We start from the raw sequence: 13,583 nt of genomic DNA, 5'->3' as shown, positions 1-13,583 counted from the left end.
CGTCACCTCTCGTACCATGGGATGTCCGACTGCTCGATCCATGCGAGGTCGTCGATCGGCTCGCCGAGGAACCTGCCGCCGATCTCGCGGAAACGCACGGGGACATCGCTCAGGAAGAAATGCCGCTCGCCGTCCCCAGCGCCCGGGGGACGCAGGAGCCCCCGCTCCTCGAGCCGGCGGCGAACCTCCGCCACGGTCACCTCGGCCGTATCGATCAGGAGGATCTCCGCGCCGAGCGCATCGGCGATCACACCCCGCAGAAGCGGGTAGTGCGTGCAGCCCAGGATCACCGTGTCGACGCCGCTTCCGCGCAGGGGATCGAGGTAGGTCCTCGCGATGCCCAGGGGGATCTCCCCTTCCGTCCAGCCCTCCTCGGCGAGGGGAACGAAGAGCGGGCAGGCCGCGGCCTCGACGGAGCAGTCGGGCGCGATCTCGGCGATCGCCCGGTCATAGGCGCGCGAGCCGACGGTTCCCGTCGTCCCGATCACGCCGATCTTCCCGTTCCGCGTCCTCTGGACGGCCTCCCGCGCGCCCGGATCGATCACGCCGATCATCGGCAGATCGAACCTCCGCTGCAGGACGGGCAGGGCCAGCGCGCTCGCCGTGTTGCAGGCGACGACCAGGAACTTGATGCCGCGCCGCGCGAGGAAGTGGGTGTTCTCGATCGAGAAGCGGGTCACCGTCTCGGGCGACTTGCCGCCGTAGGGGACGCGCGCGGAGTCCCCGAAGTAGACCACGTTCTCGCCGGGCAGCTGGCGGAGGATCTCCCGCACCACCGTGAGCCCGCCGATCCCCGAATCGAAGACGCCGATCGGCAGATCCCGCTGATCGCGCGGTTCCCCTCTGTCCCGTGAAGCGGCCATCGAATCGGTCATCGGAATCCCCCTAGACGGAATCTAGCGACTCGGAGCGGCGCCCAAGCGGGTCGCGCTGCCATCGTCCCACTACGGTAGCACCTCGCCCGTCGTTCCGAACGCCTCGGGGACGAGCGGAAGATCGAGGGGGATCGAGCCCGGGGTGCGCTCCACCACCCGCCCCTCGACGAGAATCTGCACCGCGCGCACCGCCGGGACGTTCTCGGCGATCGAGCGGACGAGCGATCCCACGCTCACCCACTCGAGACCGTCGCCGCGCGGCCACCGCCTCAGGACATCCTGCGAAAGATCGAGGTAGCCGGTGCCGTCGGGAGTGAGGTAGAAGGCGCGGACGGCCGTCGCTGAAGAGAAACCGGTCACTCCGTCCGTCGGGCCCGCCAGGACCTCGGTCGCTACGGCCGCGGCGAGCGTCTCGACGCTCCCGGGATCGAGGATGACCCTCTCCTCCGAGACGAGCCCCACATGGTCGGTCGCCCCGAAGTAGAGTCGCACGGCTCGCAGCGGAGAGCCGGGCGGGACGCCGCGCGCCTCGACCTCCTGCGGCTGCTGGATGAGGCGGGCGAGCCCACGCACGAGCAGAAGGCCGCCGGCCACGACAAGAGCCAGCGCGAGGATCCAGCCCAGCCGCCTCACAGACGGACCTCCTCGTAGGTCCCGAGCGTGAGGGCCTCGGAGATCCCAAAGGCGATCGAGCGGGCGAACTCGGCCCGCTTCATGGGATCGAGGAGCCTCTCGAGGGAGATCGGGTCGTTGGTGAGGGCGGGATAGACGAGCACCGCGGGCATCGTCAATCCCTCGAGCCAGCGGGAGGGACGGCGCCCGCGCACGACCACATCGGGCGCGAGAAGCGACTCGAGGTGAGAGGCGATCGTCGCCGCGAGCTGCTCCGATGCGCCCGCGGACAGAAGAGGCGTCTCGCTCCAGAGGAGGAGCCGGGCGGCGGCCGATCGGGCGGTCTCATCCTGGCTGAGCGCCTCCCACCGCAAGCGGGCCAGGGGCGCCCAGACCTGGACCTGTCCGGCGCCGGTTCCGTAGGAGTCGAGCTTGAAGGCGACCGCGCAACGCGCGCGCGCGCGGTTCGCGCGAGCCGCGAACTCCTCCGGGGCGGCGACATCGGCGATGTAGAGCGCCTCCAGCCCGAGCGTATCGGCCAGGATCCGCGCGATCCTGTCGGCGATGTCTCCGAGGGCGTAGGCCGCCTCGGCCGGATCGCGGGTCGCGTCCGTCCAGGTCGAGAGGAGGATCGGGCCCTCCACCCCGGCAGATCGTGGCATCTCCGCGCGGCGGAGAGGCCGCAACCTCCCCCGGTCGACCTCATCGATGGATGTCGTCGCGGCCAGCTCGAGGAATCCCTCTCGCTCGTCGTAGCTCATCGAAGCGCCGAGGGCGCGAGGGTCGACATGCACGTGGATCCGGCTCCCGCGACCCCATCCGGTCACCTCTCTCACGTCGAGCAGGCCGCGGGCGGGGCTCACGACAAGGCTCTCGGCATGGGGCGCGACGCCCTCCAACAGCACGTCGAGCCCGGCGACGGGAGACCAGAGCAGGATGCTGCGATCCGGGCGGGGGCCGCTCAGGCGGACGCTGCTGCGATGCCCCACCTGCGCGTGGCGCACATGGCTGAATCGCGGCGAGGAGCTGCCCCAGACGAACTTCCCCTCCGCTTTCCTCCAGGAGATCGACCGGCCCGCGCTCAGGGCCTCCTTGAGCACGGCGAGGTAGTCGATCGGCATCAGGACGCCGTGACGATCGTAGGAGACGGCGTCGTCCATCTGCACCAGATCCGCGCCGTGCAGGAGGAGAGAACTGTCGAATGTGAAACGGGTGCGCACCGAATCGGTCTCGAGCCAACCCCTGTAGGCATAGGGATCCCACGAGAAGGGAACGCCGAGGGCGCGCGCCACGGAGACCAGGGGAAGATAGCGGCGGCCCTCCCGATCGACGATCGGGACGGTTTGCGGCGGCCGGCCGTCCTGCGGGAGGACGATGACGACGGAGTCGGGGTCGATGAAGGCCGGGGCGGCGAGAGCGGAGGAGCTGGAGATGCACAGGAGCGCGTGGAAGAGCGCCGCCAGGAGGAGACGGGATCCGAGATCGAGCCTACCTCTCACGGTCCCCCCGCATCGCGCGGTCGATCTCCCTCTGCGCGTCCCGGCGCGCGACATCCTCGCGCCGGTCGTGGTAGCGCTTGCCCTTCGCGAGCCCCAGCTCGATCTTCAGGTGCCGGCCCTTGAAGTAGAGGGAGAGCGGGATCAAAGTCAGCCCCTTCTCCTGCGTGTGCTGGCGCAGGCGGAGGATCTGACGGCGGTGGAGGAGGAGCTTTCGCTTGCGCAGGGGGTCGTGGTTGAATCGATTCCCCTGCTCGTATGGGCTGACATGCATCTGCAGCAGCCACGCCTCGTCCCCGATGACCTGCGCGTAGGCGTCCCCAAGGTTCACCTTCCCCGCCCTGATGCTCTTGACTTCGGTGCCCCGCAGCTCGATTCCCGCCTCGATCGACTCGAGGATGAAGTAGTCGTGCCGGGCCCGCCGATTCTGCACGACCTTCTGGATCCCCTCCGGCGTCACGCCGGCGCGTGGGGCGGGCATTCTGACCTCCGCTTGACTCGATGGTGACGAGCGCCTAGCATACCATCTCGGCCCCGGAATCCCAGGGTTTTGCGGAAGTGGCGGAACTGGTAGACGCGCTGGGTTCAGGGTCCAGTGAGGGTTCCCTCGTGGGGGTTCAACTCCCCCCTTCCGCACAGCGACAGAGGGCGGCCGCTAGAGGCCGCCCTAGTCAATTCAGCATCCCGGAGAGCGCCTCCTACTCCCTGGAGAGAGCCATCTCGTACGTCCGCAGCACGAGCGGATCGGTCTCGCCCTTCATGCGCGCGGCGACCGCCTCCTTCGTCTTCTCATCGCCGGCCTTCATCAAGGCGCCTATCGCCGCGGCGCGGGCCGCTCCCGCGGAAGCCGCGGTCGCAGGGGCGTGAGGCGGCAGCCGATCCATCTCCGCCAGAAGCGTCTCGACGGCGAGTCGGCGCGCGCGGAGGCTCCGCTCGTCCGCCTTGCCCTCCAACGCGACCATGATCTTCCCGATCGTCTCGACCTTGACTCTGATCTGATGCTCGCGCGCCGGGTCCGACTCTCCGGCCGGCCGGCCACCGCCGGCGCCGCCCAGGGTTTCGGCCGTCGGAGCCACCGCGGCCGCCCCGAGGGACTGCAGAGCCGAGGAAGCGGCCGATCGGACCGTGAGGAGCGGATCATCGAGGAGGGCCGCCATCGCCGAAACGGAGAGGGTGTCCTTGATGGATGCGAGCGCGACGCAGGCGGCGATCCTCCTGCGCTCGGACGGATCGCCAAGGAAGGGTCGAATCGCGGGCGCCGACACCGGCTCGCCTATCCTCCCCAACGCCTGGACGACTCTCGTCCAGTTCTTCTCCTGCTCCGCCCGCGAGAGCAACCCCTCCAGAGGCAGGCGCCCCTCCTTCCGCGTCATCTCTCCCAGCAGCGCGATCACGTTGCGCTGCACCTGCCCGTTCGGATCGTCGAGGCGCGCCAGGATGCGGCGGGTGAACAGCTCGGGGTCGGTCTGCCCGACCTCCAGGATCGCCCGGTACTCGAGGCCGTCGTCGCTCGCCATCTTCTCCCGCAGGACGTATTCGATCGCCTCGCGCCCCTTCGTGGAAAGCGCCTTGCGGGCGCGGCGGACCTTCTCCCGCGCGCTTCCGACCTCCCAGATCGAGGCTTCGGCGAAGAGATCCTTCACGGAGCGCACGGTGTCTTGCGCGGTCAGGACGATGTCAGGAGTCGTCTCCCCGGGAAGCTGCAGGTCGCGATCGAGGTCGATCCCCAGGGCGTAGAGGTCGTGGCTCCAGACGGCGCCGTCCTTCCCGCCGGAGTGCGCGGGGTATGTGTCCTTCCCCTCGAGATCGAGGAAGATCCCCGCCCCGCAGAATCCGCGCGCCCATGTGAGCGTCCCCTGCCCCCCACCGGTCGTGGCGTAGAGGTCGTTGCCCATCGCGTCGATGAAGATGGCGGAGGAGTTCGTGATGCTCATCCCCTGGCCGCCGTCGACGACATAGTAGTCGTCCCCCGACTCGTCGAGCAGGAAGCCGACCGACAGATCGTGGGCGGTCCCCTGCGTCACGCCGAACTGCGAGACGTACTGGTCGTCGCCTCCGCCGTCCCAGAGCGAGCCGACGGCGAGATGGACCCCCGCGCCCTGGGCGTAGTGGGTGGCGTGGTAGCGGTCGTTGCCGCAGCGATCGTGCAGCAGGCCGATCGAGTACCAGTAGCTCACCCCCTGCGCGTAGATCTCGGCGTTGTAGAAGTCGTTCCCTTCCTCGTCGATCAGGATCCCGATCCCTCCCGCGGCGCGCGGACGGAAGCCGATCGAGAATCCCTGCGAGAGGGATTGGAAGTCGTTCGGGCGCAGCGGGCGGTGGAGGTAACGGCCGCCGGCGCGATAGAGATCGTTGCCCGTCTCGTCGTGGAGGAGGCCGACGCCGAAGGTCGAGGCGAATCCCTGCGACTGCCGCGCGGCCTGATAGATGTCGTTGTCGTCGTAGCGGACGGGCAAGGCCCCCGTGCCGGGGACCTTCACGATTCCCAGGGCGAAGGCGCGATCCTCCTCGGGGCTCGGCGCGGGAGGCGGCGTCGCCGCGCCGTTCGAGATGAGCGCCCCGAGGCCGAAGGCTCCCGCCCCCTGGCAGAAGTTGCGCCCCTCCACGAAGTCTACGCCGGCGCCGTCGTAGAGAAGCCCCACTCCGAAGAAGCCGGCTCCCTGGGCGCCGTCATCTCCGCGATAGACGTCGTCGCCCGAGCGATCGATGAGCGCCGCGACGCCGAGAACGGCCCCGCCCAGGGCGAAGGGACGATCGTGCGCGTCGTAGAGGTCGTTCCCCTCGTGGTCGTAGATCCCCGAGAAGGACCGGGTCAGCCCGCCGAGGGCCGAAGCGATCCGGCCGCGGTAGACATCGTCTCCCCCCGGCTCGATGAGGAAGGCGATCCGCGAGAGGGCCTCGGCCGAGTAGACATTTGGCCCATCTCCGCCGATGACGAGCAGTCCCCATGGAGTGTCGTGGACGCCGCGGACCCTCCCTGTGATCCCCTCCATCTTCCGGCCGCTGCCGCTCACGCGGTCGAGGAGGCCTCGCCCCGCTGTCGATGGAGAGCCTCCTGCCGCGGTCCCCTCGCCGAAGCGCCCCGCGGCGATCCCCTCGCCGAGAACCGCGAAGGCCTTGACGAACTCCCAGGCGGCAAGGGTCAGCGCCGAACGATCGAGCCGCGTCGCGGCATCGAGGATCGGATCCGCGGTCACTCTTCCCGTCGTGTCGATCGGCGAGCCGACTTCGCGGTGGAGCGCGCCCTTGCGCAATCGATCAGGGGAGTCGGGATCCTCCCAGTCCCCCCAGAAAGCGGGCGCCAGAAGGAGGATCGTCGTCCTGTCCCGGTCGGTCAGCCGGGCGAAGGCTCGATCGAGGTCCCGCTCGGCCGCGAGGCATCCGTCGATGAACCTCGAGACCGGCGGCGCGGCGCGATTGTCGTCCGAGCGACGGCCCCACTCGCCGGCCCATCGCCCGTGGTGGCGCCGGCTCGCGGGAGGGCGCATTCGAACCGCGCCGGAGGCATTGTCACTTCCGGGCGCGCTCCGGGCCGGGCGGATCGAAGCCTCGCCGATCTCCCCCAGGTCCTGGATCAGAGCCCCGATTCGGTGCGGGGAGTCCCGGCACCCGTCGACGATGCGGCGGATTCCCTCGACCGTCCTCGCCTGCCAGCTCGGGAGACGGAGTGGATCGTTCAGGAGTTCCTCGACGATCGCGAGGCGGAAGGTGTCGTCCTCCGCATAGAGCTTGTCGAAGCCGAGCTCAACCGGCGCGATTCCGAGGCCATCGAAGGCGCGCAAGAGAGTCCGGGTCGCGAGCGTGTCGAGGCCCTCGATCCGCGCGCCGTCGCCCGATTGGGATGCCGGCGCTGCAGCCGCGACGGCGCTCGCGGCCAAGATCATCAGACAGGCGATGAAGAGCGGGACAGGGGCTCTCAGAGGACATGACCGCGCGCGCATCGTCACCATGCGTATGCCTCGGGGGCCTCGCCGCCCGGGCCCGGCCAGATCTCCTCCAGGCGCTTGACGGCATCCTCCGGAAGGGACAGGGCCAATGCGCGCAGGCTCCCGTTCAGTTGCTCCATCGTTCGGGGACCGATGATGGGGGCGGTCACCGCGGGGTTGCGCAGGAGCCAGGCAAGGGCCACATCTGCCGGCCGCTCTCCGATCTCGCGGCAGAGGGCTTCATATGCTTCGAGCTGCGGCCCGTTCTTCTGCGCGCTCTTGAGGACGCCCTCCGATGCGCGACGCCCGTCCCTGGCGTGCGCCGGCGCGCCGGCGAGCAGCCCGCCGGCCAGCGGACTCCATGGGATCAAGCCGAGGCCGTGGGCGCGACAGGAAGGGATGACCTCCAGCTCGATCATCCTGTCCTTCAGGTTGTAGAGGCTCTGCTCCGAGACAAGCCCCAGGAAACGGCGGGAGGCGGCAATCCCCTGAGCCTGGGCGATGTTCCACCCGGCGAAGTTGCTGCTTCCGGCATAGAGGACCTTCCCGGCCCGCACGAGCCCTTCCATCGCCTCCCAGATCTCCTCCCACGGCGTATCGCGATCGACATGGTGCATCTGATAGAGGTCGATCCGATCGGTCTTGAGTCTGCGGAGGCTCTCGTCGCAGGCGCTCCGGATGTGGTAGGCCGAGAGCCGGCGATCATTCGGCCCATCCCCCATCGAGCCGTAGACCTTGGTGGCGAGGACGATCCTCTCGCGCCGCCCCCCCTGCTGATCGAGCCAGCGGCCGATGATCTGCTCGGTGACCCCTTCCCCCTTGCGCCATCCGTACACATTGGCGGTGTCGAAGAAGTTGATCCCGAGCTCGAGGGCCCTGTCCATGATCGCGAAGCTCTCCGCGTCGGTCGCGTGAGGGCCGAAGTTCATCGTCCCGAGGCAGAGCCTGCTCACTCTGAGGCCGGTCCTACCCAGACGCGTGTAGTCCATGCTCTGCTCCTTTCGAGGCCGAACGGCCGAGCGCGAGGGTGACTCCTCCCCCGTCTCGCGTCCGATTGACTCGAAGCTAGGAAGAGACTCTCGTGCGGTCAAGCGACCGGTGTAGAATCGCTTGTGGCCTCGAACGCGACAGAGAAGGGCGCGGCCGGCTCCCCCATGAGCCTGCGGCGCGTCTTCAGGACCTGGTGGCCGCTCGCCGGCAGCTGGATCCTGATGGGGCTCGAGCTGCCGGCTGTGAGCGCCATCATGGCCCGCCTCGCGGACCCGAAGATCAGCCTGGCCGCCTACGGCGGCGTCGTCTTCCCGCTGTCGATGATCGTGGAAGCCCCGATCATCATGCTCCTCTCCACTTCGACCGCTCTCTCCAAGGACTGGCAATCGTACAGGCTTCAGCGGCGGTTCATGATGTGGATGGGAGGCGGCCTCACTCTGATCCATCTGCTGATCGCGCTGACGCCCCTCTACGATCTCGTCGTGGGACGGCTGATCGGAGCGCCCGAGGAGATCCGGGGCGCTGCCCGCATCGGGCTCATCATCATGACGCCCTGGACCTGGGCGATCGCCTACCGGCGCCTGCAGCAGGGAGTCCTGATCCGCTTCGGGCGCTCGCATCTGGTCGGCCTCGGCACCGCCGTCCGGCTGGGCTCAAACGGCCTCGTCCTCGCGATCGGCTACCTCGTGGGGGACATACCGGGGATCGTCGTCGGAGCGGCGGCGGTCGCGACCGGGGTGACATGCGAGGCGATCTTCGCCGGAGTCACCGTGCGCCCGGTCCTGAAGGGTCCGCTGCGAGAGGCGCCGCCTCTCGAGAGGCCGCTGACCGTCTCGCGATTCCTGCACTTCTACGTTCCTCTCGCGATGACGCCGCTCATCGCGCTCACGGCGACCCCGATCGGGAGCGCCGCGATCAGCCGCATGCCGCGCGCGCTCGACTCGCTGGCCGTCTGGCCCGTCATCTCGGGACTGGGCTTCACGCTTCGAAGCGTGGGGATCGCCTTCAACGAGGTCGTCGTCGCTCTCCTGGGAGAGCCGGGCGCCCGGAGGAGCCTCCGCCGCTTCGCCTTGATCCTGGGAACGACGACATCGTCGCTCATGCTCATCGTCGCCGCCACGCCTCTCGCCCCGATCTACTTCGGGAAGCTCTCGGCGCTGGCGCCGCCCCTCGCCGCCCTTGCCGGGAACGCGCTCTGGATCGTCATCCTGATGCCGTGCTTCGGGGTCTGGCAAAGCTGGCACCAGGGGATTCTCGTCCACACCCACCGCACGAGGGGAGTCACGGAGGCGGTGGCGGTCTATCTCTTGACGAGCATCCTGCTCCTCTTCCTCGGCATCCGGATGGGGAGAGCCACCGGCCTCTACGTCGCGCTGGCAACGACCGTGATCGCGAACGGACTTCAGATCCTCTGGCTGTGGCGCCGGAGCCGTGCCGCGATCGGCTCGATGCGACACCCGGAGGGAGATGAGTTGAGGCCGGCGCTGCCGATCGCGGAGTCTGCCTAGGCCGTCTCGGGCGCGTCCGAGACGCCCGCTCTGCGCATCCGTGCAGTCAGGCCCCGATGATCTCGTGGAGGCCCTCGACCACCTGAGCGACTTCCTCCGGCGCGGCGCGACCGACTCGCCTCCCGATCCGCTCCACCGAAAGGGTTCGAATCTGGCTGATCTTCACCCAGGATCGCTTGGGAAGAGTCCTCGCCCTCAGCTCTAGAGTGAGCGGGAAGCCCGCTCTCTGCGGTTGACTCGTGAGGGCGACGGCGATGACGGTGCCGGAGCGCTCGTTGAAGACGTCATGACTTAGGACGAGCACGGGTCGCTGGCCGGCCTGCTCGTGCCCGCGAACGGGATTCAGATCTGCCAGCCGGATCTCGCCTCTCAGTACTCGGGCCACTCGGATAGATCCTCGCTCATCCCCTCCTCCGCCAGGGCCCTCTCGAACTTCGGGTCGAGCCTGGAGCACTCGCGCGCGAGCCGGCATCTCTCGAGCCGTTCCAGCTTCTCTTCCACCGCGATCTGGATCGCCTGACTGCGACTGGGGAAGACGGAGCGCTCGACCAGGCGGTCGAGCCGCTCCAACGTGATCTCGTCGATCGATATCGCCACCTTGGATCGCGCCATCTCGGGCCTCCTGGTATGACTATATGTCATACCCCTGACCTCGCCAAGCCCTTTCATGCCCGCGCGCGATCCAGACCGCGGGCGGAGAACGCCCCCCCGCCCGACATCTCTCACCCCCGGCATCTGACTTCGCATGCCCCTCCGCGCTCCGGCCCCCGAGACCCCGAACCCCGGTCGAGGACCGGTTGGGGAGGCGGGAGCCGGCGCGCGGGATTCCCGCTACCTGTAGATCGCCCTCACGTGACCCCAGGTCGTGCTGACGGCCGCCACGGCGGGGGCCCCGTTGGCCTGCCCCGGCGTCGGCGGGAGGCCGTTTCCGAGCGGCGGGGTGCTGCCGCCGTACGGGTTGAGAGAGTCGAAGATCTCCCAGGTCGAAGACCCGTCGGGAGAGCGGCCGGAGGATCGGTCATCCTCGGCCTCGTACGTGTTGTACGAGCGGCTGTCGATGAGCAGCGTGTCGGACCCGACGACCTGCAAGAGCGTGACTGTGTCGCCGTCGTTCCCCAGTCGTAGGCCGTAGACGCCCAGTCCGTGCGCCTGCTGATAGACCACCGCGGCGCTTCCGTACACGACGCGGTGCCCTCCCGCGGCCAGAGTCCCCGTGAACCCGTAGAGCGGCGACCCGTCTCCGTCGCCGATCAGGTATCCGTCGAGCGTGAGCGTGCCGGGACCGGGGTTGTAGATCTCGACCCACTCGTCATCGCGGTAGTTGTAGGCTCCACTGCCATCCCAGTCCCGCGCGGGATCCGCCATCACCTCGTTCAGGACCGGACCGCAGCTCGCCGGACCGGCATACCCACCCAAGGCGACGCACCCGAACAGGACAAGCAAGACGAATCGCATGACACCTCCCCGCCGCCGAAGGCGGCGCGCGTCCCCGGCCCCCACGGCCGGCGACGAAGAGCGGCGTGGAAGCAAGAGACGCGCCGCGGCGCGCGAGCGATTCCCGGCGTGAGAACCGACCGCAAAGGTGGTAGCGTAGGGTTGCTCGAGCAACCGTCATCGTGGAGCAGGGTCGATCGAGCCGTCGCGATCATGGCCTGGGGCGGCTCGAGGAACCGGCATGGAGGTCGCCCATGAGATCCTTGATGATGCTCTGCATCGGCTGCGCCGTCGCAATCCTCTGGCCCGGTGCCCGACCCGCTCTCTTCGGACAGGCGCTCGAGAGCGGGCAGATCGCCGCAGGCGAGAGAAACGAGGCCTCTGACATGTCGCCCCGAACGGTGTTGATCAGGAACATCTGCGTCTTCGATGTTGAGAGCGGATCGATGTCGCCGCCGCAGGAGATCCTGATCGAAGGAAGGACCATCGCGCGGATAGGAGACCTCGCCGGAATCTCCGGCGCCGATCGCGAGATCGACGGCGCGGGCCGGTTCGCCATCCCCGGCCTCTTCGATTGCCACACCCACCTGGCGCATCTCCTTCCCAAGGGAGAGGACAGCCTGCGGTTCGCGCTCGGGGGATTCGTCGAGCGCGGAATCCTCCATGTCAGGGATGTCGGGGGCCCGATCGACCGGCTGTCCGAGATGCGACGCCGCGTCGACGATGGCGATCTCCCCGGCCCCACGATCTTCTACACCGGGCCGATGCTCGAGCGGAGCCCGCTGACATGGGAGAAGTTCAACGCCGAGCTCCCGGGCTTCACGGTCGCCATCGACTCCCGAGAGGCGGTCGACAGCCTCCTTCCGGCCCTCGCGAGCGGCGGCGCGAGCATGGTCAAGACCTTCAACAAGCTCGATCGGGACGTCTACCGCCATCTGGTGAGGGTCGCCGACTCCCTCTCTCTGCGAATCGTTCACGATCCAGGCACGCCCCTCTTCCACAGGATCCCGATGGATGAAGCGATCGAGCTTGGGATCACGAGCATCGAGCACGCGAAGGCTCCGTGGCCGGCGGTCCTGCGAGACGATCTCAAGAGAGAGCACGACAGCCTTCTGTCCGCTCCGCCGGAACCCGGAGCCCGGAGCGCCTTCATGATGAAGGTGGTCGGGATGGGGATCGGCTCGATCTCCCCTGAGAGGCTTCAGAGCCTGGGACGGAGGATGGTCGAGAAGGCGGTCTTTCTCTGCCCGACTCTCGAGGTCTTCGCGTCGATGGAAGAGATGGCGATCCAGCAGAGCAAGGAGCGACAGGGAATCGAGGAGATCCCGCCGCCGATGCTGGAGGGGATCCGGCGGATGACGCGCTCCATGGAAGATGTGAGCGTCCACTTCGTGCGGGAGCTGGCCGCCGGCGGGGTCAGGATGCTCGTGGGCCAGGACGGCGCCGATCCGGCGGGCACCGCATCCGAGATGCGGAGGCTTCGGGCCTGCGGGATCGAGCCGGCCGAGATCCTCCGTGGCGCCACGATCTATCCCGCGGCGTGGCTCGGGATCGCCGATCGCGCGGGATCGATCGCCGTGGGTCGCGACGCGGACATCGTCATCCTGGAGGCAAACCCGCTAGAAGAGATCGGCAACGTGGAGACGGTCTCGCAGGTCATCCAAAGAGGCGAGATCGTCGCTACTTCCTCGCGCTAGGTCGTCCGCGTGATCCACGTGCCCGCCCGCCCCTCCAGGGCGTCGAGCACGCGCGAAGGGCTGGTGATGCAGACCTCGCCCCCCCCCTCGGAGAGGAAGCGGATCGCCGCCCTGATCTTCGGTCCCATGCTCCCTTCGGGGAACTGCCCCTCCTCGAGGTGTCGCGCCGCATCCTCGGGCGTCAGGCTGGATAGCCAGCGCTGCGTTGGTTTGCCGTAGTCGATCGCGACCGCGTCGACGGCGGTGATGATGAGCAAGGACCGCGCGCCGAGGGCGGTCGCGAGAACCACGGACGCGAGATCCTTGTCGATCACGGCCTCGACGCCGTGGAGCATTCCGGCCGGATCCTCGACGACAGGGATCCCTCCGCCCCCGGCGGCGATCACGACGTGTCCGGCGTCGTAGAGCGTGCGGATGGCAGGCATCTCCACAATCCGCTTCGGCATCGGCGAGGGGACGACGCGCCGAAAGCCGCGCCCGGAGTCCTGGACCATCCGCCACCCCTTCGTCCCCTCGAACTCCAGCGCCTGCTCGGCGCCATAGAAAGGTCCGATCGGCTTGCTCGGATTCCTGAATCCGGGATCGTCCCCATCGACGACGACCTGGCTGACGACGGTCACGACCTGATGCGCGAGACCCTCCTCCACCAGGAGATTCTGCAGGGTCTGCTGGATCATGTAGCCGAGGCCGCCCTGGGAGTCAGCGCCGCAGACGTCGAGCGGCATCGGAGGAACCTGCGCGCGGGCGGCTTCGTTGCGGATCAGGATGTTGCCGACAACGGGACCGTTTCCATGCGTCAGGACGACACGACCCTCTCGCACCAGATCGACGATGGGGGCCATCGTCTTCCTGGTGATCCGGTACTGCTCCTCGATGGTCCCCGCCGATCCGGCGGGGAGAAGCGCGTTGCCCCCGATGGAGACAACGAACGAGCGCGTCATCCTTCCTCCCTGAAAATGCCCATCCTACCCGCGAGGGTAGGATGGTTTGGGAAGGGATCCGAGTTCGGCTAGTTGGAAGCGGGTGGATCGGCCCGCCTCCAACC

General features: G+C 68.4%; 11 protein-coding genes and 1 tRNA gene. 3 read left to right on the top strand and 9 right to left on the bottom strand.

Annotated features, from left to right (window positions below; translation table 11 throughout):
- Positions 1-2: 2 nt before the first annotated feature.
- The 3 genes from FJY88_01655 to smpB form a co-directional block, all read right to left on the bottom strand.
- Positions 3-863 (bottom strand): glutamate racemase, encoded by an 861-nt coding sequence (locus tag FJY88_01655; protein MBM3286049.1) that lies wholly within the window; start codon positions 861-863, stop codon positions 3-5.
- 81 nt (positions 864-944) lie between these two features.
- Entirely contained in the window at positions 945-1,823 is an 879-nt protein-coding gene (locus tag FJY88_01650) for a GerMN domain-containing protein (GenBank protein ID MBM3286048.1), read from the bottom strand.
- 1,152 nt (positions 1,824-2,975) lie between these two features.
- On the bottom strand, positions 2,976-3,464 hold the full coding sequence (gene smpB / locus FJY88_01645; protein ID MBM3286047.1) for an SsrA-binding protein SmpB: 489 nt from the start codon (positions 3,462-3,464) through the stop codon (positions 2,976-2,978).
- A gap of 71 nt (positions 3,465-3,535) precedes the next feature.
- Between smpB and FJY88_01640 the strand changes: the two genes are divergently transcribed.
- A tRNA-Leu gene (locus FJY88_01640) sits at positions 3,536-3,619 on the top strand.
- Positions 3,620-3,681: 62 nt separating this feature from the next.
- On the opposite strand, the gene FJY88_01635 is transcribed toward FJY88_01640, so the two are convergent.
- The gene (locus tag FJY88_01635; protein ID MBM3286046.1) at positions 3,682-6,933 is read right to left on the bottom strand and encodes a hypothetical protein; all 3,252 of its coding nucleotides are present in this window, start codon (positions 6,931-6,933) and stop codon (positions 3,682-3,684) included.
- Positions 6,927-7,898 carry an aldo/keto reductase gene (locus tag FJY88_01630; protein ID MBM3286045.1) on the bottom strand — a complete coding sequence of 324 codons (972 nt, stop codon included), beginning with the start codon at positions 7,896-7,898 and terminating at the stop codon, positions 6,927-6,929. The genes FJY88_01635 and FJY88_01630 overlap by 7 nt, the downstream gene beginning before the upstream one ends.
- A 165-nt stretch (positions 7,899-8,063) precedes the next feature.
- Between FJY88_01630 and FJY88_01625 the strand changes: the two genes are divergently transcribed.
- On the top strand, positions 8,064-9,407 hold the full coding sequence (locus FJY88_01625; GenBank protein ID MBM3286044.1) for a hypothetical protein: 1,344 nt from the start codon (positions 8,064-8,066) through the stop codon (positions 9,405-9,407).
- Positions 9,408-9,453: 46 nt separating this feature from the next.
- On the opposite strand, the gene FJY88_01620 is transcribed toward FJY88_01625, so the two are convergent.
- The 3 genes from FJY88_01620 to FJY88_01610 all read right to left on the bottom strand — a co-directional run bounded on the left by FJY88_01620 (position 9,454) and on the right by FJY88_01610 (position 10,862).
- The gene (locus FJY88_01620) at positions 9,454-9,792 is read right to left on the bottom strand and encodes a type II toxin-antitoxin system PemK/MazF family toxin (protein MBM3286043.1); all 339 of its coding nucleotides are present in this window, start codon (positions 9,790-9,792) and stop codon (positions 9,454-9,456) included.
- Positions 9,777-10,019, bottom strand: coding sequence for a ribbon-helix-helix protein, CopG family (locus FJY88_01615; protein ID MBM3286042.1), 243 nt, complete (start codon positions 10,017-10,019; stop codon positions 9,777-9,779). Before FJY88_01615 ends, FJY88_01620 begins: the two co-directional genes overlap by 16 nt.
- 219 nt (positions 10,020-10,238) lie before the next feature.
- Positions 10,239-10,862: a lamin tail domain-containing protein gene (locus FJY88_01610; GenBank protein ID MBM3286041.1), complete on the bottom strand. Its 624-nt coding sequence runs from the start codon at positions 10,860-10,862 to the stop codon at positions 10,239-10,241.
- 233 nt (positions 10,863-11,095) lie between these two features.
- On the opposite strand from FJY88_01610, the gene FJY88_01605 reads away from it, so the two are divergent.
- Complete coding sequence (locus tag FJY88_01605) at positions 11,096-12,538, top strand: amidohydrolase family protein (protein ID MBM3286040.1); 1,443 nt, start codon at positions 11,096-11,098, stop codon at positions 12,536-12,538.
- Here FJY88_01605 and arcC read toward each other — a convergent pair.
- Complete coding sequence (gene arcC / locus FJY88_01600) at positions 12,535-13,479, bottom strand: carbamate kinase (protein ID MBM3286039.1); 945 nt, start codon at positions 13,477-13,479, stop codon at positions 12,535-12,537. The two genes, FJY88_01605 and arcC, sit on opposite strands and share 4 nt — an antisense overlap.
- Positions 13,480-13,583: the final 104 nt, after the last annotated feature.

The organism is Candidatus Eisenbacteria bacterium, from assembly GCA_016867495.1.
GTDB lineage: Bacteria > Eisenbacteria > RBG-16-71-46 > CAIMUX01 > VGJL01 > VGJL01.
The sequence above is the reverse complement of the archived record's forward strand: the minus strand, read 5'-3'. Positions and strand labels throughout refer to the sequence as shown.